Source organism: Streptomyces sp. GS7 (assembly GCF_009834125.1).
In the GTDB taxonomy this organism is placed as follows: domain Bacteria; phylum Actinomycetota; class Actinomycetes; order Streptomycetales; family Streptomycetaceae; genus Streptomyces.
On sequence record NZ_CP047146.1, the window covers coordinates 7,224,578 to 7,243,971 of the forward strand.

A 19,394-nucleotide genomic window follows, 5' to 3' on the forward strand; every position below is an offset into this window, starting at 1 on the left:
ACCCGCGGGCCGTCCGTACGAGGCGCGGGGCCGCTACGTGATCGGGCGGCGGGCGTTGTCCTTCAGGCTCGGGCCGGGGGCGGCGTCGGCGATCCAGGGGCCGTCGCCGCTGGGGTCGATGACGCCCTCCTCCAGCCAGGTGTAACTGCCGCCCAGGACACCGGCGACGACCTTGCGGTCCAGTTCGTCGGTGTTGGTCCACAGCCGGCCGAACAGCTCCTCGACGCGGATCCGGGCCTGCCGGCAGAAGGCGTCGGCGAGTTGGTGCGCCTCGCGGCCGTGGTCGCCGGTCATCCTCAGGTGCTCGGCCCGTACGCAGGCCGCGCTCATCGCGAACAGCTCCGCGCCGATGTCGACGATCCGGCCGAGGAAGCCCTGCTTGGTCTCCATCTTCGCCTGCCAGCGGGACATCGCGTAGAAGGTGGACCGGGCGAGCTTGCGGGAGGTCCGCTCGACATATCGCAGATGGCTCGCCAGCTCGCCGAACTCCTGGTAGGTGCGCGGGAGTTGGCCGGGTCCCGCGACGAGCCTGGGCAGCCAGCGGGCGTAGAAGCCGCCGGCCTTGGCGGCGGCCCGGCCCTTGTCGGCGAGGGACTTGTCCGGGTCGATGAGGTCGCCGGCGACCGACAGGTGGGCGTCGACGGCCTCGCGGGCGATCAGCAGGTGCATGATCTCCGTGGAGCCCTCGAAGATCCGGTTGATGCGCATGTCCCGCAGCGCCTGCTCGGCGGGGACGGCGCGTTCGCCGCGGGCGGCGAGCGAGTCGGCGGTCTCGAAGCCGCGGCCGCCGCGGATCTGGACCAGCTCGTCGGCGATCCGCCAGCCCATCTCGGAGCCGTAGAGCTTGGCGAGGGCGGCCTCGATGCGGATGTCGTTGCGGTTCTCGTCGGCCATCTGCGAGGCGAGGTCGACGACGGCTTCCAGGGCGAAGGTGGTCGCCGCGATGAACGAGATCTTGGCGCCGACCGCCTCGTGCCGGGCGATCGGGCGGCCCCACTGCTCGCGGGCGCCGGACCACTCGCGGGCGATCTTCAGGCACCACTTGCCGGTACCGGCGCACATCGCCGGCAGCGAGAGCCGTCCGGTGTTGAGCGTGGTCAGCGCGATCTTCAGGCCGGCGCCCTCGGGGCCGATGCGGTTGGCGGCCGGGACCCGCACCCGGTGGAAGCGGGTGACGCCGTTCTCCAGGCCGCGCAGGCCCATGAAGGCGTTGCGGTTCTCGACGGTGATGCCGGGCGAGTCGGCCTCGACGACGAAGGCGGTGATGCCGCCCTTGCTCGCCTTGCTCGTCTCGGTCGCCTCGGAGGCGGGCACCCGGGCCATCACCACCAGCAGGTCGGCGACCACGCCGTTGGTGGTCCACAGCTTCACGCCGTCGAGCACGTAGTCGTCGCCGTCGCGGACGGCCGAGGTGGCGAGCCGGGCCGGGTCCGAGCCGACGTCGGGCTCGGTCAGCAGGAACGCGGAGATGTCCGTCCTGGCCAGCCGCGGCAGGAAGGTCTCCTTCTGCTCCTGGGTGCCGAAGAGCTTCAGCGGCTGCGGTACGCCGATCGACTGATGCGCGGAGAGCAGCGCGCCGATCGCCGGGCTGGCCGAGCCGGCCAGGGCGAGCGCGCGGTTGTAGTAGACCTGGGTCAGCCCGAGGCCGCCGTACTTCGGGTCGATCTTCATGCCGAGGGCGCCGAGTTCCTTGAGCCCGTTGACGGTCTCGTCCGGGATGCGCCCCTCGCGCTCGATCCGGGCACCGTCGACCTCGGTCTCGCAGAACTCCCGCAGCGTGGCGAGGAACTTCTCGCCACGCCGCACGTCGTCGGCCGCCGGGGTGGGGTGCGGATGGATGAGGTCGAGCCGGAAGCGCCCCAGGAACAGCTCCTTGGCGAAGCTTGGCTTGCGCCAGTCCTGCTCGCGGGCCGCCTCGGCGACCTGGCGCGCTTCGCGCTCGGAAACGTTGCGGATGGACGGAGCGGTCATCAGGAGCTCACCTCGCCGCGGATCGGGAGTTCTGCACCGGCGAGCCGGTCGGCCGCCGGACAGTGCTACTTGTGAGAGTTACCCGATCCGCACGGGTTGCACCAGTGGAGGCACGGGACGGCACCCGCCCCGGGAGCGGGTACCCGCCACGGGTGATTCACGCGGCGACATGCGCCGCGCGGCACGGTGCCGCGCCGCGGTCACGGCGTCCGTACGGCACGGTGAGAGCCGGCACCGCGCGCGGGCCGGGCACCGTCCTCAGGGGCGGGCGGCATCCCGCGCCGGCGGTACGCGGGCCGCTGCTCCTCCCCTGCGGCACGGCCCCGGGGGAGAACGGGGGACGCGGCGCGCTCCGGAACAGGGTGCGGAGCGCGCCGCGTCGGGGCCGGCGCCGGGGGGTGCGCCGGCCGGGGACCTGGCTGGGCGGTACGGCCCCAGGGATGGCCGTCGCTGTCCACCGGACCAGGCCGTCGGGCGGGCCGGGAACCGGCCGGGTCCTACAGGTCCAGTCCGGTGAGGACCAGCACCCGCTCGTAGGTGTAGTCGTCCATCGCGAAGCGCACGCCCTCGCGGCCGACGCCGGACTGCTTGACGCCGCCGTACGGCATCTGGTCGGCGCGGTAGGACGGCACGTCGCCGATCACCACACCGCCGACCTCCAGCGCGCGGTGGGCGCGGAAGGCGGTCCGGGCGTCGTGCGTGAACACACCGGCCTGGAGGCCGAACTTGGAGTCGTTGACGGCCGCGAACGCCTCGTCCACCCCGTCGACCTTCTTGAGGGTGAGCACCGGGCCGAAGACCTCCTCGCAGGCCAGGATCGCGTCGGACGGCACGTCCGCCAGCACGGTCGGCGCGTACGAGGCGCCGTCGCGCTTGCCGCCCGCCAGCAGCCGGGCGCCGCGCTGCACGGCGTCGTCCACCCATGACTCGACGCGCTTGGCGGCGTCCTCGCTCACCAGCGGGCCGACCTCGGTCGCGTCGTCCGACGGGTCGCCGGTGACCTGGGCCCCGACGGCCGCGACGACCTTGGGTACCAGCCGGTCGTAGACGGAGGCGTCCGCGACGACCCGCTGCACGGAGATGCAGGACTGGCCGCCCTGGTAGTTGGAGAAGGTGGCGATGCGCTGCGCCGCCCAGTCCAGGTCCGCCTCGGAGGACCAGTCGGGCAGGACCACGGCCGCGCCGTTGCCGCCCAGTTCCAGGGTGCAGTGCTTGCGCGGCACCGAGTCGAGGATGGCGTAGCCGACCTTGTCGGAGCCGGTGAAGGAGATGACCGGCAGCCGCTCGTCCTGGACCAGCGCCGGCATGCGGTCGTTGGGAACCGGGAGGATCGACCAGGAGCCGGCGGGCAGGTCGGTGCCGGCGAGCAGCTCGCCGATGATCAGGCCGGACAGCGGGGTGGCCGGGGCCGGCTTGAGGATGATCGGGGCGCCGGCGGCGATGGCCGGGGCGATCTTGTGAGCGCAGAGGTTCAGCGGGAAGTTGAACGGCGCGATGCCCAGGACCGTGCCGCGCGGGAAGCGGCGGGTGAGCGCGAGCCGGCCGGCGCCGCCCGCGTCGGTGTCCAGGCGCTGCGCCTCGCCGCCGTTGAAGCGGCGGGCCTCCTCGGCGGCGAACCGGAAGACGGACACCGCGCGGCCGACCTCGCCGCGGGCCCACTTCATGGGCTTGCCGTTCTCCGCGGAGATCAGCCGGGCGATCTCCTCGGCCCGCTCCTGGAGCCCGCGCACCACGTGGTCCAGGGCGGCGGCCCGCACATGGGCGGGGGTCGCGGCCAGTTCCTCCTGGACGGCGACGGAGGCGGCAACGGCCTCCTCGACCTGGGCCTCGGTGGGGACGCTCACCGTGCCGACGAGACGTCCGTCCCAGGGGGAGGTGACATCGAAGGTGGCGTCGCCGGTGGCCTGACGGCCGGCGAGCCAGAAGGCGGTGGGGGCTGCAGCAGTGTTCGGCACAGTGGATCCCGGCCCTTCAGTGGTGGTGGGTGGTGCGCGCAGCTCGGGGAGCGGCTCGGCGGTTGACTCTGAGCCCACCGTAGGGGCGCGGCGCCGTCCTGACGCTTGTCCGAAGCGGCGAAATCCGGTGCCGTGTCCCTCCGCGGTGGAGTCAGCGCGGTGGCGGGCGCCGGTGCGCCGCTCCCCCGGGCTACTCCCCCGGCGGCACCGACGTCGCCTTCAGCGCCAGCCACAGCTCCATGCGGACGTCCGGATCGTCCAGCGAGCGGCCCAGGATCTCCTCCACCCGCCGCATCCGGTAGCGCAGGGTGTGGCGGTGCACGCCCAGGTCGGCCGCGGCGGCGTCCCACTGGCCGTGCCGGGCGAGCCAGGCGCGCAGCGACGCCACCAGGTCGCCGCGGCCGGTCGCGTCGTGCTCGCGCAGCGCGCGCAGCAGCCCGTCGGCGAAGGCGTGCACCGCGTCGTCGGCGAGCAGCGGGAGGACCGAGCCGGCCGCCACGTCCGCGTGCTCCACCAGGACCCGGCCGCGGCGGCGGGCGACGGCGAGCGCCTGCTCGGCCTGCCGGTAGGCGGTCGCGGCGGCCATCGGGCCGGTCGGCGCGGAGAGGCCGGCGGCCAGCCCCTCGGTGCCCCGGCCCGCCGCCTCGCGCGCCGACCGTCCGCGGGGCCGCGGCTGCGCCCCGAGACGCGCCTCGGCCGCGGCGGCGAACTCGGCGCAGGCGCCCGCCGCCGCGCCGCCATCCGCAACCAGCACGATCAGTCGGCCGACGTCCGGTACGGCGAGGACCGCCTCGCCGCTCCGCGCCGCGGCGGAGTCCAGCGCGTCGGCGAGCGCGTCCAGGACGGACGGGGCCCCGGCTCCCCAGGGGGGAGACGGTGGTCCGCCCTGCGCAGGGGGGTCCCCCCGCTCGAACGGAGTGGAGAGCTTGGGGGACGGCTGCTGGTCGTCGGCGGGCACCGGCTCGGCCACCAGGACGCGGAACGGGGCGTCCAGCAGCCCGCCGTAGAGCCGGCCGGCCACCGCCCGCGCATGGTCCGGCTCGCCGGCCAGCAGCATCTTGAGCACCGCGGCGCCCAGCCGCTGCTCGGCGTCCTGGAGGGCCCGGGACCGCTCCGTGGTCAGGGTCAGCAGCGCGACGGCGGCGTGCACGGCGTAGCGCTCGGCGGTGCCCAGCGGTGCCGCCGTGCCGACCGCGAGGACGCCGCGCGCCCGCCGCCCGGTGCCCAGTGACTGCAGTTCCACCCGGTCGTCGCCGTCGGTGTCGCTGACGACGGCGCTGGCCGGCGCCGGGCGCTCCCGCAGCCGCGCCACGTCCTGCGCGAGCCGGGCCGCCCGCCGCGCCGCCCAGTCGGGGGCCGCGGCCACCACCGCGCCCGACGCGTCGTACAGCGCCGCCCAGCCGTCCAGGTGCGCCGCCAGCCGGGCCAGCAGTTCGGCCGGTCCCTCGGCGCCGAGCGCCGCCCGGGTCAGCTCCCGCTGCGCCTCGAACCCGGCGGTCACCGCGCGGTACTGGTCCGCCGCCACGGCCGCCGAGACCGCCTTGCTGATCGCGATGAACGGCGTGCGGCGGGGCACCGCCAGCAGCGGCAGGTGCCGCTCCCGGGCCGCGTCGACCAGCGCCTGCGGCACCTCCTCGTAGTTCACCCCGACCGCGAAGCCCAGCCCGACCACCCCCGCCTCGGCGACCCTCCGCACGTACCGGCGCGCGGTGTCCGGGTCCGCCGCGTCCAGCTTGAGCGCGGTGATCAGCAGCAGCTCACCGCCCTCCATGTACGGCACCGGGTCGATCAGCTCACTGGCATGCGCCCAGCGCACCGGGACGTCGAGCCGGTCCTCACCCGCGAGCACGGTCAGCTTGAGCGCGGTGTGGTTGACCAGGGAGGCGAGGGTGTGCGGCATGGGACCTTCGGTGGCTGCGGTGGGCGGCGGGAGCGGTCGGCACCCCAGGACTGGCACAGGATCGTTTGCGCCGCCCCGTATGAACGGCTGGTGCCGATTCTGCCTCAACGGAGGGTTTGGGGGACACCTCCCGGAGCCGGTCACCGCACGCCGCCTCCGGCCCCGCCAGCCCCGCCGCCCCCGTTGCCCCGAGTCCGGCCCGCGCCCTCAGGAGCGCAGGTCGACCAGGACGGGCGGGGTGTGCTCGCCCTCGACCGTGGTCACGGACAGCACCGCGTGCCCGGCGGGGAGGGAGTTGGCGAGGTCGGAGGCGGACCAGCGTTCGCGCTCGACGGTGCGGACGGTGACGGCCTTGGAGGTGGCCGCCTTGCCGGTGACCAGGTGGCGGAAGATATGGAACGCCTTCATCCCGGCACCGTGCGCGATGATTTGACGGTCCGTCACATCACGGGTCTCCACCCATTCCTTGCCCCACACCTCGGCGAACGGCGCCCCGTCCCAGGGCGTCACACCGGCGAACGCCATCCGGCAGCCGACCGCGCCGAGCAGCGCGCTGCGCAGCCCCTCGGGGACGTCGTCCAGGGAGCGCAGGGTCAGCACCGCGCCGGCGTTGGCCGACCGCAGCCGCTGGAGGCCGCGCAGCGCCTCGGCGGTGACGGTGTGCGCGGCCTCGTCGAGCACCAGGCAGGCGAACAGCGAGCGGTCGGCGCGGGCCACCGCGCACTCGGTGAACTGGGCGAGGACCAGCCGGGCGAGGATCCGGGACGCCTCGGCGTGGCCCCGTTCGGGGAGTTCGATACGGACCCGGAGCGGGTGGTCGAGGGAGCGCAGCGAGACCTGGCGGGTGGCGCCCGTCGGGTCGAAGAAGGGGGCGAACGCCGGGCGGTCGAGGAGGGCGATGCGGTCCGCGAGCAGCAGGCCGACGTCGCCGGGGCGCTCCGACTGGCGGGCGCGGGCGTCCAGTTCGCGCAGCAGGGTCTGGTCGCCGGCCTCCTCCAGGGCGGTGCGCAGCGCGGCCACCGCCCGCGGTGCGCCGTCCAGCAGTTCGCGCAGCTCGGGCACGGTCGGGAAGCGGTCACGGGCGGCCCGGAAGGGGCCCAGCAGCTGGGCCAGGGCGGTCGCCGCGCGCCGGCTGTCGCCGCCGGGCAGCTGCGCGGCGAGATCGCCGACCAGCGCCTCGGCGAGGATCCCGGCCGCCTCGTCCGGGTCGGTGGTGCCGCCGTAGAGGTCGAGGTCGCAGTCCGGGTCCGGGCGGCCGATCGCGACGACCACGTCGAACGCGTCGGCGGGCCCGAGGTCCGCCCCCGCCGGGCCGACGGCGACGACGGCGCACTGCCCGGCGAGCGCCTGAAGGCACATGGCCTCCACGACCGGCCGCACGACGCGGGTCGTCTTGCCGCTGCCCGCGGGCCCGACGGCCAGCAGGGAGGTGCCCAGCACCCGCGGCTCCAGGGCGGAGCCGGTGCCCCGGTGCTGGTAGGGGTTGCGCGGGTGGTCGGCGGCGGTGCCGATGCGGACCTGGTGGGCGAGCAGATCGTGCCGGGCGGTGCGGTGCGCCAGGTCGCGCTGCCCGGAGGGGTGCGCACAGGCCGCGGCGCCGTGCCGCAGGACGGTGTCGGTGAAGGAGGACAGGGAGTTCTTCCCGGAGCGCACCGAGCGCCAGGCGCGCTCGATCCGGGCCACGTCCACATCGTTCATCCGCCCGGCGCGCGTCTCCTCGGCGAGCCGGTCCGCGGCGTCGGGGGCGCCGTGGGACCGCAGCTCGGGCCACTGGGCGCGGTCGGCGGCGGGCTGCGGCACGGCGGCGGGGGCGCTCTCGCGCAGCCGGCGCAGGGCCGGGCCGAGGACGCGGCGGGCCAGTTCGGGCCAGCGGCCGAGGCGGCCGAAGACGACGGCCATGAGGGCGAGGAAGAGGCCGTAATAGAGGTAGCTGGCCCAGACGTAGGCCATCGGTTCGGTCCCGTCGCGCCAGGAGTCGGGCGTCAGGAGCACCAGCGGCCAGAGCCAGTAGCTGCCGAGGTACCCGTTCCACAGCAGCGACCACAGCAGCCAGCCGCACAGGAACGAGATCACCGCACCGCTGATCAGCTGCCGCAGCGGGACCCGCTCGGGCTCCTCCTTGGCGCGGGGGCGGTGGCCGTACGTCCAGATGCCGGGCGCGGCGGCCGGGCGCGGGGTGCGCAGCCACCCGACGAGCGGCGGCTCGGCGCCGCCCGGCCGGGCTGTGGGCGGCGCGGCGGGCGCAGCGGGGACGGCCGGCCGGGGCGGGGCGGCGGGCGGCGGCGGGGCGGGCGGTGCCGCCGGCCGCGGGATCCGGTCGGAGCGGGTGTTGCGCGCGTCCTGGGTGCCGTCGGTGTCCATCCGGTGCCCTTGTCCCCCTCGAACCGTGACCCTCTAACCCTGGTCTGCCGCCGCTCAATCTACTGGCCGCGCACCGTGGCTATGTCCGGTGCGGACAACGCAACACGCGCACTTCTCCCGATCGGAACATGCCAGACCCGGTTGACCGCCCCTAACCTGCGAGAACAAGACCTCTGTACGTCCGTGTTCCACCCCCAGGAGACTGCCATGACCGAACTGTCCGGAGGCCCCGCCCTCCCCCAGGAGCGTCGCGTCGTCACCGCGATCCCCGGCCCCAAGTCCCAGGAGCTGTGGGCCCGTAAGCAGGCCACCGTGGCGGCCGGTGTCGGCGCCGTGCTGCCCGTGTTCGTCAAGCGCGCGGGCGGCGGCGTCCTGGAGGACGTGGACGGCAACTCCCTGATCGACTTCGGCTCCGGCATCGCGGTCACCTCCGTCGGCAACAGCGCGGAGGCCGTGGTCCGCCGGGCCACCGCGCAGCTCGCCGACTTCACCCACACCTGTGCGATGGTCACGCCGTACGAGCCGTACGTCGAGGTCTGCGAGGCGCTGGCCGAACTGACGCCGGGCGACCACGCGAAGAAGTCGGCGCTGTTCAACTCCGGTGCGGAGGCCGTCGAGAACGCGGTCAAGATCGCCCGTGCGTACACCAAGCGCCAGGCGGTCGTCGTCTTCGACCACGGCTACCACGGCCGGACGAACCTGACGATGGCGCTGACCGCGAAGAACATGCCGTACAAGCACGGCTTCGGCCCGTTCGCCCCCGAGGTCTACCGCGTTCCGCTGGCCTACCCCTACCGCTGGCTGACCGGCCCGGAGAACTGCGCGCGGGAGGCCGCCGACCAGGCCATCACGCAGATCACCAAGCAGATCGGCGCGGAGAACGTCGCGGCGATCATCATCGAGCCGGTGCTCGGCGAGGGCGGCTTCATCGAGCCGGCCAAGGGCTTCCTCCCGGCGATCGCGAACTTCGCGAAGGAGAACGGGATCGTCTTCGTCGCCGACGAGATCCAGTCCGGCTTCTGCCGTACGGGCCAGTGGTTCGCGTGCGAGGACGAGGGCGTCGTCCCGGACCTCATCACCACCGCCAAGGGCATCGCGGGCGGTCTGCCGCTGGCGGCCGTCACCGGCCGCGCGGAGATCATGGACGCCGCGCACGCGGGCGGCCTGGGCGGCACCTACGGCGGCAACCCGGTGGCCTGCGCCGCCGCGCTCGGCTCCATCGAGACCATGCGCGAGCTGGACCTGAACGCCAGGGCCCGGCGCATCGAGGAGGTCATGAAGGCCCGCCTCGTCGCGATGCAGGAGAAGCACGACATCATCGGCGAGGTCCGCGGACGCGGCGCGATGATCGCGATCGAGCTGGTCAAGTCCGGCTCCAAGGACCCCGACCCGGAGGTCACCGGCGCGCTCGCCAAGGCGTGCCACCAGGAGGGCCTGCTGGTCCTGACGACCGGCACGTTCGGCAACGTGCTGCGCTTCCTGCCGCCGCTGGTCATCGGCGAGGACCTGCTCAACGAGGGCCTGGACATCCTGGAGGCGGCGTTCGGCACGCTCTGAGCGGCGGCCGGGTCCGTAACGGGCCGACCCATAGAACGGCAGCAGAACGGCAGCAGAACGGCATCCGGGCGCGGCCCGGGGGACGGCGCAGGCCGTGTCCCGGGCCGCGCCCCGTTCCCGTCGTGCCACCGGCGGAAAGCGGAACGGGAGATACCGTCTGAAGTGCCGCGTGAAGAAGATGTGCGGGGGCAATGGCGGGCAGGTGATGCGGCTTACGGGTGCACTCCCGGTGCCGTACGGTTTCTGCAGATGAGAGAAACACCCCGCCCGCAGGGGACTGCGGGTGACGCCCGGTCGGCGCTTCCCCGGCTTCGACCTGGCCGTGCCCTCGCGCACAACACCGGAGCCGTTCGCTCCGGGAATCCTCACCGATCGGATGTCCGCCCGCCCCAGACCCCCCGGGGCGCGCGGGACACCGGTCGACGCGGCCGTTCCGGAACAACCCCCCCTGTTCCGGGACGGCCGCTTTTCCGTGGTTTCCGCGTGCCCGGCCCCGGCCGCCGCCACGGGATCGTCGCGCTGGTCAGCGCGCTGCTCTTCGGGCTGACCAGCTGGCAGGTGGCGGCGCACGGCGCGGTGCGCGCCCTCGACGAACGGCTCGGCCGCGGCCTGGAGGCGAGCGCCGTCCCCGGGCCGCTCGCCCAGTTCCTCGCCGATCTCGGCAACACGGCCGTGGCACTGCCGGTGCTGCTGGTGGCGGCGGGGTGGGCGCTGTGGCGGCTGCGACGCGCGGCGGGTACGGGACCGGCGCGGCCCTGGCTGCCCCCGCTCGCCGCGCTGGGCGGCCTGGCCGCGGTGCCCGCGCTGGTGGTCCCGTTCAAGGTGTGGCTCGACCGGCCGGGGCCGCCCCCGATGGCGGGGTCGCACGAGGGCTTCTATCCCTCGGGGCACGGGGCCACCGCGGCCGTCGCCTACGGCCTGGCGGCGCTGCTGCTGGCGCGGGCACACCGCCGCGGGGCCGCGCGCCGGGAGGACGCCCGGCCGGCGGAGCGCGGGCGCGGCCGGATCGCGGCGGTCCCCGCCGCGGTGCTGCTCGCGACGGGGACCGGGCTGCTCAATGCGGGCGTCGGCCTGGGGTTGGTGCGGCAGGGGTACCACTGGCCGCTCGACGTGCTCGGCAGCTGGTGCCTGGCCGGTGTGCTGCTGCCCCTGTGGTGTGCGGTGTGCGACCGATGGGGCGGGCGGTCCGCTCCGGACCGCTAGGGGCTGGTGGACCGCTGGGGCCGGTCCGGCCCGGGCCCACGGACGTACCGCCGACTGCCGTTCCGTCAGCCGTTGACGGGGTTGACGAAGGTGCCGGGGTGGGTGGCGCCCGACTGGTCGAGGAGGGCACCGCCGTAGGGCCACTTGAGCGCGAAGGACTTCTTCTCGTTCGGCGGGGTGACGGTCACCAGGCCGGGCTCGACCTTCTTGTCGTCCTTGCCGGTGGTGGGCAGCAGCTCGATGGTGAACTGGGTGTGCGCGCCCGGCTTCAGCGTCACCGGGGCCGGCTTCTCGCCGGAGCGCTGCAGGTCCCAGGTGGTGCCGTCGGTGCCCTTGATCCGGACGCCCGGGAAGCCGTCCAGGGTGCAGCTCGCCCTGCCGGTGTTCTTCAGCCACACCGCGGCGGTCTGCTGGGAGTCGCTCTTCATGTCGGGGATGCCGCCGCCCTCGGAGCCCCAGCCGGCCCGGAGTCCGTCGGTGGTGCACCGGCCGCCCGCGGAGCCGGCGCCGGCGTGCGCACCGTTCCCGGCGTGCGAACGGTGCCCGGCCGACGTGGACTTGGCACTCGTCGAACCGCCCGCGGTGCTGCCGTCGCCGGAGCCGCCGGTACCGCCGGAGTCCGCGGCGGCGGCCGAGGCGGAGCCGGAAGGGGAGCCGGCGGCGTCGGACGTGGTGCCGTTGCAGGCGGTCAGGGCGAGCGCGGCGACCGCGATCAGGCCCGCGGCGGCGGCCCTGCGGCCGTGGCGGAGCGTGGTGTGCGACATGGTGTCCCCCTTGTGGTCGGCTGCGTCCGGTGGTCGTTCGCGGGTACCACTCTGGTCGCCGCCGCTGATGATCGGCTAACGGGCCGCTAACATCCGGCCGCCGCGTCACCCACGGGAGGAGGCGGCAGGGGGCGGGCGGCGACGGGCCGCCCGCCCCATGAGGTGTACGAGGAAGGGGCGGGTCAGCTGTCGAAGCCCAGGCCCATCCTGTCCATGGCCTTCAGCCACAGGTTGCGGCGGCCGCCGTTCTCGTCGGCGCGGGTCATGGACCACTGGGTGAGGCCGATGCCCAGCGACCGCACCGGCTCCGGCGGGAAGGGCAGCGGCTTGCTCCGCACCATCTCCAGCCGCGTGCACGCGGTGTGCTCCCCCGCCAGCAGGTCGAGCATCACGTCCGCGCCGAAGCGGGTGGCGCCGACGCCCAGCCCGGTGTAGCCCAGCGCGTAGGCCACCCGCCCGCCGTGGGCGGTGCCGAAGAAGGCCGAGAAGCGGGAGCAGGTGTCGATCGCGCCGCCCCAGGCGTGGCTGAAGCGGAGCCCTTCGAGCTGCGGGAAGCAGCGGAAGAAGTGGTGGGCGAGCCTGCGGTAGGTGGCCGGGTGGTGGTCGTACTCGGCCCGTACGCCGCCGCCGTAGCGGTAGACGATGTCGTAGCCGCCCCACAGGATGCGGTGGTCGGCGGTGATGCGGAAGTAGTGGAAGTGGTTGGCGCTGTCGCTGAGGCCCTGCCGGTTCTTCCAGCCGACGGCGGCGAGCTGTTCGGCGCTGAGCGGCTCGGTCATCAGGGCGTGGTCGTAGACCGGCGCGATGTACGGGCGCACCCGCTTGACCAGCGACGGGAAGGCGTTGGTGCCCAGCGCCGCGTGCCGGGCGAAGACCCTGCCGTACGGGGTGCGGACGGCGATGCCCGCGCCGCGCGAGGAGAGCCGGGTGCCCGGTGTGTGCTCGTAGATGCGGACGCCCAGGGAGAGGCAGGCGCGCTTGAGGCCCCAGGCGAGCTTGGCCGGGTGGAGCATCGCGACGCCGGTGCGGTCCCACAGGCCGGCGAGGAAGGTGGGCGAGTCGACCTCGGCGCGGATCGCCTCCCGGTCGAGGAACTCCCGCCCCTCCAGGCCGAGTTCCCCGGCCTCCTCGGCCATCTCGCGGAGTTCGGCGACCTGGTGCGGGGCGGTGGCGACGTCGATCTCGCCGGTGCGCTCGAAGTCGCAGTCGATGCCGTGGCGGGCGAGGGCGTCCTCGATCCCGTCGAGGTTGCGGGCGCCCAGCCTCTCCAGCTCGGCGAGTTCGCCGGGCCAGCGGGCCAGGCCGTTGCCCAGGCCGTGGGTGAGCGAGGCGGCGCAGAAGCCGCCGTTGCGCCCGGAGGCGGCCCAGCCGACCTCCTGGCCCTCGATGAGGACGACATCGCGCCGCGGGTCGCGCTCCTTGGCGAGCAGCGCGGTCCACAGTCCGCTGTAGCCGCCGCCGACGACCAGCAGGTCGCAGCGCTCGTCGCCGACGAGGGCGGGCCGGACGTCGGGGCGGGCCGGGTCCTCCAGCCAGAACGGCTTGGGGGAGGCGTCGGCCAGCGCATGGACGGGGGACGCTTCGGACGGATACGGCACGTCAGCTCGTGCCATGGTTCTCAGCTCCTCTGGCGGCGTTTCTTGCCGGCCGTCCGGCCGACGAAGACGCAGAGCACGGCGACCAGGAACATCGCCGTACCGATGACATTGATTTGAACGGGTGTGCCCCGTTGTGCCGATCCCCAGACGAACATGGGGAAGGTCACGGTGGAGCCGGCGTTGAAGTTCGTGATGATGAAGTCGTCGAAGGACAGCGCGAAGGAGAGCAGCGCGCCGGCCGCGATGCCGGGCGCCGCGATGGGCAGGGTGACCCGCAGGAACGTCTGCACCGGTGTGGCGTAGAGGTCCTGGGCGGCCTGCTCCAGCCGGGGGTCCATGCTCATCACCCGGGCCTTGACGGCGGTGACGACGAAGCTCAGGCAGAACATGACGTGCGCGATGAGGATGGTCCAGAAGCCGAACTGGATGCCCATGTTGAGGAACAGGGTGGCCAGGGAGGCCGCCATGACGACCTCGGGCATGGCCATCGGCAGGAAGATCAGGGTGTTCACGCCGGAGCGGGCGCGGAAGCGGTAGCGGGCCAGCGCGAACGCGATCATGGTGCCGAGGACGGTCGCCCCGACCGTGGCCCAGACGGCGATCTCCAGGCTGAGCCCGAGCGAGCCGCACATGTCGGCGACGCCGCACGGATCGGTCCAGGCGTCCGTGGAGAACCGCGTCCACTGGTAGTTGAAGCGGCCGTTGGGCTTGTTGAAGGAGAAGACCATCACGACGAGGTTGGGCAGGATCAGATAGCCCAGCGTGCCCAGGCCCGCGATCGTGACGATGTTGCGGCGCAGCCAGCGGACGGCCCGGTTCGGGGGGCGGACCGCGGTGGCCGAGGTGGTCTCGTGGCCGGGCATCAGACCAGGTCCTCCGTCCCCGACTTGCGGATGTAGAGCGTGACCATGGCGAGGATGGCCGCCATGAGGATGAAGGAGAGGGCGGCGGCGGTCGGGTAGTCCAGGACGCGCAGGAACTGCGACTGGATGACGTTGCCGATCATTTTCTGGTCGGTGGAGCCCAGCAGTTCGGCGTTGATGTAGTCGCCGGCGGCCGGGATGAAGGTCAGCAGGGTGCCGGCGACGACGCCGGGCAGGGACAGCGGGAAGGTGACCCGGCGGAACGTGGTCGCCGGGCGGGCGTAGAGGTCGCCGGCGGCCTCGTGCAGCCGCGGGTCGATGCGCTCCAGCGAGGTGTAGAGCGGCAGGACCATGAACGGCAGGAAGTTGTAGGTCAGTCCGCAGACCACCGCGAGCGGGGTGGCCAGCACCCGGTGCCCTTCGGTGATGCCCAGGGCGCTGGTGACGTCCAGGACATGGAAGGAGTTGAGGGCCCCGACGACCGGTCCGCCGTCGGCCAGGATCGTCTTCCAGGCCAGGGTGCGGATCAGGAAGCTGGTGAAGAACGGGGCGATCACCAGGATCATCACCAGGTTCCGCCAGCGCCCGGCCTTGAAGGCGATCAGATACGCGAGCGGGTAGCCGAGCGCCAGGCAGAGCACGGTGGCGACGGCGGCGTACGCCACCGAGCGGACGAACTGCGGCCAGTATTCGGCGAGCGCGTCCCAGTAGGTGGCGAGGTGCCAGGTGACCTTGAAGCCCTCTTCGAGGGATCCGGTCTGGAGGGAGGTCGACGCCTGGTAGACCAGCGGCGCGGCGAAGAAGACGAGCAGCCACAGGATGCCGGGCAGCAGCAGCCAGTAGGGGACCAGCCGCTTGCGGGCCGGGGTCCGGCGGACCTCCGGGGCATCGGCGGCCGGGCGCTCCGGAGGCGCGGGGGCCTGGGTGGTCGTCACGCGGCCTCCTCGTCGAGGTCCGCGCCGGCGTCGTCCGTCGTCCCCGCGGACAGGGACTGCTCCGCGTCCAGTCCGAAGGTGTGCGCCGGGTTCCAGTGCAGCACGGTCTCCGCGCCCGGCACGAGCCGGCCGTCGCGCTCGATGTTCTGCTCGTAGACGGCGAGTTCGCCCAGGCCCGGCACGTCGACGACGTAGTGGGTAGAGACGCCGATGAAGCCGGCGTCCCTGATGCGGCCGGACAGCCGGTTGCGGCCCTCGGCGATCGTCGCGGCGTCGTCGGCGTGTGCCAGGGCCACCTTCTCGGGCCGGACCCCGGCCAGTACCCACCCGCCGCTGCGGGCCGGGGCGCTGCATCGCCGGGCGGGCAGCCGGAGTTCGGCGTCACCGGCCTTGAGGAGCAGTTCCTCGCCGTCCGCCGCGACGACCTCGGCCTGGATGAGGTTGGAGGTGCCCAGGAAGTTGGCGACGAAGGTGGTGGCGGGGTTCTCGTACAACTCGGCGGGGGCGCCGAGCTGTTCGACCCGGCCGCCGTTCATCACGGCCACGGTGTCGGCCATCGTCATGGCCTCCTCCTGGTCGTGGGTGACATGGACGAAGGTGATGCCGACCTCGGTCTGGATGCGCTTGAGCTCCAGCTGCATCTGGCGGCGCAGCTTCAGGTCGAGGGCGCCGAGCGGCTCGTCCAGCAGCAGCACGTCGGGGTGGTTGATCAGCGCCCGCGCGAGCGCGACCCGCTGCTGCTGGCCGCCGGAGAGCTGCTGCGGCCGGCGGCGCGCCAGGGGGCCGAGCTGGACCAGGTCGAGCATCTCCTCGACCTGCTTCTTGACGGACTTGATGCCGCGGCGGCGCAGTCCGAAGGCGACGTTCTCGTAGATGTCCAGGTGCGGGAAGAGCGCGTAGTTCTGGAAGACGGTGTTGACCTGGCGCTTGTAGGGGGGCAGGACGGTGACGTCCCGGCCGGAGAGTTCGACGGTCCCGGTGGTGGGCTCCTCCAGCCCGGCGATCATGCGCAGGGTGGTGGTCTTGCCGCAGCCCGAGGCGCCCAGGAGGGCGAAGAAGGACCCGGCGGGGATGGTGAGATCGAGCGGGTGGACGGCGGTGAAGGAGCCGTAGGTCTTGCTGATCCCGCGGAGGCGGACGTCGCCGCCGCTGCTCCGGGGGGTCTCGGTGTGGGTCATGTGGGTCGTCCCGTGGGTCGGAGGGCAGAACGGCTCGGGCCGGGCCTGGCGTGCGGCTCAGGCGCCGGTGAGGTCGGAGAACTTCTGGTTGAACACCCGGCTCTCCTGGGGGGTCAGCGGGCGGAAGGAGTGGGATCGGGCGACCGTCTCCGGGTCCGGCAGGATCAGCGGGTTCTCCGCCAGCTTCTTGTCGATCTTGGCAAGTTCGCCGCGTACGCCGTCCACCGGGCAGGCGTAGTTGACGAACGCCGCGAGCCGGGCCGCCACCGCCGGCTCGTAGAAGTAGTCGATGAGCCGTTCGGCGTTCTCCTTGTGGCGCGCCCTGCTGGGCACCATGAGGTTGTCGGTCGACGTCATGTAGCCGGCCTTGGGGATGGCGTAGCCGATGGCCGGGTTGTCGCTCTGGAGCTGGACCACGTCGCCGGCCCAGGCCACGCACGCGGCGAGGTCGCCCTTTTCCAGGTCGCTGGTGTAGTCGTTGCCGGTGAAGCGGCGGATCTGCTTGCGGTCGACGCCCTTCTGGAGCCGGGCGAGGGCCGCGTCGAAGTCGTCGGCGGTGGCGTCCTCGGGCCGCCTGCCCATGTCCAGCAGGGTCAGCCCTATGGTGTCGCGCATCTCGGAGAGGAAGCCGACCCGGCCCGCGAGCCGCGGGTCCTCCAGCAGCTGGCTGACCGAGTCGACGGTGCGCCCGCCGGTGGCCTTCTTGTTGTACGCGATGATCGCGGGGATGCCCTGCCAGACGTAGGAGTGCCGGCGGCCCGGGTCCCAGGCCGGATTGCGGTACTGCGCCGCCAGGTTGGCCGCGGCGTGCGGCAGGTGCGACCGGTCGAGCGGCTGGATCCAGCCCAGGGAGATCATCCGGGCGCACATCCAGTCGGTGAGCACGATCAGGTCGCGGCCGGTGTCCTGCCCGTTGGCGAGCTGCGCCTGGATCTTGCCGAAGAACTCGTCGTTGTCGTTGATGTCCTCGGTGTAGTCGACGGTGATCCCGGTCCGCCGCCGGAACGCGTCCAGCGTCGGATGGCGCTTCCCGTCGTCGCTGACGTCCATGTACTGCGTCCAGCTGGAGAAGTGGATCCGTTTCTCCGCCGCGGAGTGGTCCACGGTCAGCGCCGCGTCGGTACGGCCCGCGGGGGCGATCCCGCAGGCCGACAGGGCGGCACCGCCGCCCACCACGGCCGCCAGGGCGCCGCTCGCGCGCAGCAGCGAGCGGCGGGTCATGGCGAGCCGGCCGCCGGTGAGGCTGCGGCGCGCGGCGGTCAGCTCGGCCGCGGACGGCGGGGCGGGCGGTGCCGGCGGCGCGGGCTGCTCGTGGTGGTCCATGCGCGGTGCCCTTTCAGGGGGTGTGCCCGGCGCTCGGCCGGTGGTGACGGTGCCGCGCGGCACCGGCCGCGGGCGGTGCGGACGCCCCGGGAGGGCGCCCGCGCGAGGCGGGCTACCCGCGGTCCCCGAAGATCGTGCGGTGCCAGTCCTTCCTGGCCACCGCGGTGTTGTCGTACATGACGTGCTTGACCTGCGTGTACTCCTCGAAGGAGTACGCCGACATGTCCTTGCCGAAGCCGGACGCCTTGGCGCCGCCGTGCGGCATCTCGCTGATGATCGGGATGTGGTCGTTGACCCAGACGCAGCCGGCGTTGATCTCGCGGGTGGCCCGGCCGGTGCGGTAGACGTCGCGGCTCCAGGCGGAGGCGGCCAGCCCGTAGGGGGTGTCGTTGGCGAGCGCGATGCCCTCGTCGTCGCTGTCGAAGGGCAGCACGACCAGCACCGGCCCGAAGATCTCGGACTGCACGATCTCGCTGTCCTGGGCGGCCCCGGCGATCAGCGTCGGTCGGTAGTACGCGCCCCGGGCCAGCTCCCCCTGGGGAGCCTCGCCGCCCGTGACGACGGTGGCGTACCCCCGGGCGCGCTCGACGAAGCCGGCCACCCGGTCGCGCTGGGCGTGCGAGATCAGCGGCCCGAGGTCGGTGGACGGGTCGAAAGGGTCGCCCAGCCGTACGGTCGCCATCAGATCGGCGACCCCGCTCACGAACGCGTCGTACAGCGGGCGTTGGACATAGGCCCGGGTGGCGGCGGTGCAGTCCTGGCCCGTGTTGATCAGCGCCCCGGCGACCGCGCCGTGGACCGCGGCCTCCAGGTCCGCGTCGTCGAAGACGACGAACGGGGCCTTGCCGCCCAGTTCCAGGTGGATCCGCTTGACCGTGCCGGTGGCGATCTCGGCGACGCGCCTGCCGACCCCGGTCGAGCCGGTGAAGGAGGTCATGGCGACGCCGGCGTGGCCGACCAGGTGCTCACCGGCGTCCCGGCCCGCCCCGCAGACGATGTTGAGCACCCCGTCCGGGAGCCCCGCGCGCTGTGCGGCCCGGGCGAACAGCAGCGAGGTCAGCGGGGTGATCTCGGCGGGCTTGAGGACGATGGTGTTGCCCGCCGCGATGGCCGGCAGCACCTTCCAGGCGGCCATCTGGAGCGGGTAGTTCCACGGCGCGATGGAGCCGACGACGCCGACCGGCTCCCGGCGGATCACCGAGGTGTGGTCGCCGCTGTATTCCCCGGCCGCCTTGCCTTCCAGGTGGCGGGCGGCGCCGGCGAAGAACGCGGCGTTGTCGATCGAACCCGGGACGTCGAACTCCCTGCTGAGCTTGATCGGCTTTCCGCAGTTCAGCGATTCGGCGAAGGCGAGGTCCTCGGCGTCCTCGGCGAGCGCCGCGGCGAAGCGGTGCAGGGTGTCGGACCGCTCACCGGGCGTGGCCCGCGACCATCCGGGAAACGCCCCCCGGGCGGCCGCCACGGCGGCGTCCACCTGGTCCGTGCCCGCGAGTTCGTAGCGCAGGACGGTCTCCCCGGTGGCCGGGTCCACGACGTCCTGCGTACGGCCGGACGTGCCGGCGCACAGACCGCCGGCGATGAATTGCGCGCCCTCGGCGAATCGTTCGGTCACATCGAATCGCTGGTCCATGGTGCTCTCCTCCGCCGGACGCCGGGGCCGCTCAGCGGCACTGTCAGGCGTAGCTATATCCGGATTCGATGGCCGATCTTGACAGAGCTGAAGGCGACCAACAAGTGATTCCGTTGTTGCCTTTTGGTTACGCGACGAATTCTGCGAATTCGGTGG

13 protein-coding genes are annotated in these 19,394 nt (G+C 73.4%); 2 read left to right on the top strand and 11 right to left on the bottom strand.

Annotation, left to right across the window (positions count from 1 at the left end; genetic code table 11):
* Positions 1 to 33: 33 nt before the first annotated feature.
* The 4 genes from GR130_RS31300 to GR130_RS31315 form a co-directional block, all read right to left on the bottom strand.
* Positions 34 to 1,971 (bottom strand): acyl-CoA dehydrogenase family protein, encoded by a 1,938-nt coding sequence (locus tag GR130_RS31300; protein ID WP_159507815.1) that lies wholly within the window; start codon positions 1,969 to 1,971, stop codon positions 34 to 36.
* 497 nt (positions 1,972 to 2,468) lie between these two features.
* Positions 2,469 to 3,926, bottom strand: a complete 1,458-nt coding sequence (locus GR130_RS31305) for an aldehyde dehydrogenase family protein (protein ID WP_159507816.1) — start codon at positions 3,924 to 3,926, stop codon at positions 2,469 to 2,471.
* 190 nt (positions 3,927 to 4,116) lie between these two features.
* Positions 4,117 to 5,826, bottom strand: coding sequence for a PucR family transcriptional regulator (locus GR130_RS31310; protein ID WP_159507817.1), 1,710 nt, complete (start codon positions 5,824 to 5,826; stop codon positions 4,117 to 4,119).
* Between the two features lie 207 nt (positions 5,827 to 6,033).
* Positions 6,034 to 8,187, bottom strand: coding sequence for an ATP-binding protein (locus GR130_RS31315; RefSeq protein ID WP_159507818.1), 2,154 nt, complete (start codon positions 8,185 to 8,187; stop codon positions 6,034 to 6,036).
* Positions 8,188 to 8,394: 207 nt separating this feature from the next.
* Here GR130_RS31315 and gabT point away from each other — a divergent pair, with 207 nt between their 5' ends.
* Complete coding sequence (gabT, locus tag GR130_RS31320; RefSeq protein WP_159507819.1) at positions 8,395 to 9,744, top strand: 4-aminobutyrate--2-oxoglutarate transaminase; 1,350 nt, start codon at positions 8,395 to 8,397, stop codon at positions 9,742 to 9,744.
* Positions 9,745 to 10,227: 483 nt separating this feature from the next.
* Positions 10,228 to 10,947, top strand: a complete 720-nt coding sequence (locus tag GR130_RS31325; RefSeq protein ID WP_328707575.1) for a phosphatase PAP2 family protein — start codon at positions 10,228 to 10,230, stop codon at positions 10,945 to 10,947.
* A 65-nt stretch (positions 10,948 to 11,012) separates the two neighbouring features.
* Here GR130_RS31325 and GR130_RS31330 read toward each other — a convergent pair whose 3' ends face one another.
* The 7 genes from GR130_RS31330 to GR130_RS31360 all read right to left on the bottom strand — a co-directional run bounded on the left by GR130_RS31330 (position 11,013) and on the right by GR130_RS31360 (position 19,238).
* Positions 11,013 to 11,711 (bottom strand): DUF4232 domain-containing protein, encoded by a 699-nt coding sequence (locus GR130_RS31330; protein WP_159507821.1) that lies wholly within the window; start codon positions 11,709 to 11,711, stop codon positions 11,013 to 11,015.
* A gap of 182 nt (positions 11,712 to 11,893) precedes the next feature.
* Complete coding sequence (locus GR130_RS31335; RefSeq protein ID WP_159507822.1) at positions 11,894 to 13,324, bottom strand: NAD(P)/FAD-dependent oxidoreductase; 1,431 nt, start codon at positions 13,322 to 13,324, stop codon at positions 11,894 to 11,896.
* A 5-nt stretch (positions 13,325 to 13,329) separates the two neighbouring features.
* The gene (locus tag GR130_RS31340) at positions 13,330 to 14,172 is read right to left on the bottom strand and encodes an ABC transporter permease (protein WP_159507823.1); all 843 of its coding nucleotides are present in this window, start codon (positions 14,170 to 14,172) and stop codon (positions 13,330 to 13,332) included.
* Complete coding sequence (locus GR130_RS31345; RefSeq protein WP_159507824.1) at positions 14,172 to 15,107, bottom strand: ABC transporter permease; 936 nt, start codon at positions 15,105 to 15,107, stop codon at positions 14,172 to 14,174. The genes GR130_RS31340 and GR130_RS31345 overlap by 1 nt, the downstream gene beginning before the upstream one ends.
* Complete coding sequence (locus GR130_RS31350) at positions 15,104 to 16,285, bottom strand: ABC transporter ATP-binding protein (RefSeq protein WP_159507825.1); 1,182 nt, start codon at positions 16,283 to 16,285, stop codon at positions 15,104 to 15,106. The genes GR130_RS31345 and GR130_RS31350 overlap by 4 nt, the downstream gene beginning before the upstream one ends.
* Before the next feature lie 57 nt (positions 16,286 to 16,342).
* Complete coding sequence (locus tag GR130_RS31355; protein ID WP_159507826.1) at positions 16,343 to 17,608, bottom strand: polyamine ABC transporter substrate-binding protein; 1,266 nt, start codon at positions 17,606 to 17,608, stop codon at positions 16,343 to 16,345.
* 112 nt (positions 17,609 to 17,720) lie between these two features.
* Positions 17,721 to 19,238: a gamma-aminobutyraldehyde dehydrogenase gene (locus tag GR130_RS31360; RefSeq protein WP_159507827.1), complete on the bottom strand. Its 1,518-nt coding sequence runs from the start codon at positions 19,236 to 19,238 to the stop codon at positions 17,721 to 17,723.
* Between the last annotated feature and the right edge of the window lie 156 nt (positions 19,239 to 19,394).

Coding starts and splice junctions, on each gene's coding strand:
- GR130_RS31300 (WP_159507815.1), bottom strand. CDS start 1,971: ATGACCGCTCCGTCCATCCGCAACGTTTCCGAGCGCGAAGCGCGCCAG.
- GR130_RS31310 (WP_159507817.1), bottom strand. CDS start 5,826: ATGCCGCACACCCTCGCCTCCCTGGTCAACCACACCGCGCTCAAGCTG.
- GR130_RS31315 (WP_159507818.1), bottom strand. CDS start 8,187: ATGGACACCGACGGCACCCAGGACGCGCGCAACACCCGCTCCGACCGG.
- gabT (WP_159507819.1), top strand. CDS start 8,395: ATGACCGAACTGTCCGGAGGCCCCGCCCTCCCCCAGGAGCGTCGCGTC.
- GR130_RS31330 (WP_159507821.1), bottom strand. CDS start 11,711: ATGTCGCACACCACGCTCCGCCACGGCCGCAGGGCCGCCGCCGCGGGC.
- GR130_RS31335 (WP_159507822.1), bottom strand. CDS start 13,324: ATGGCACGAGCTGACGTGCCGTATCCGTCCGAAGCGTCCCCCGTCCAT.
- GR130_RS31340 (WP_159507823.1), bottom strand. CDS start 14,172: ATGCCCGGCCACGAGACCACCTCGGCCACCGCGGTCCGCCCCCCGAAC.
- GR130_RS31350 (WP_159507825.1), bottom strand. CDS start 16,285: ATGACCCACACCGAGACCCCCCGGAGCAGCGGCGGCGACGTCCGCCTC.
- GR130_RS31355 (WP_159507826.1), bottom strand. CDS start 17,608: ATGGACCACCACGAGCAGCCCGCGCCGCCGGCACCGCCCGCCCCGCCG.
- GR130_RS31360 (WP_159507827.1), bottom strand. CDS start 19,238: ATGGACCAGCGATTCGATGTGACCGAACGATTCGCCGAGGGCGCGCAA.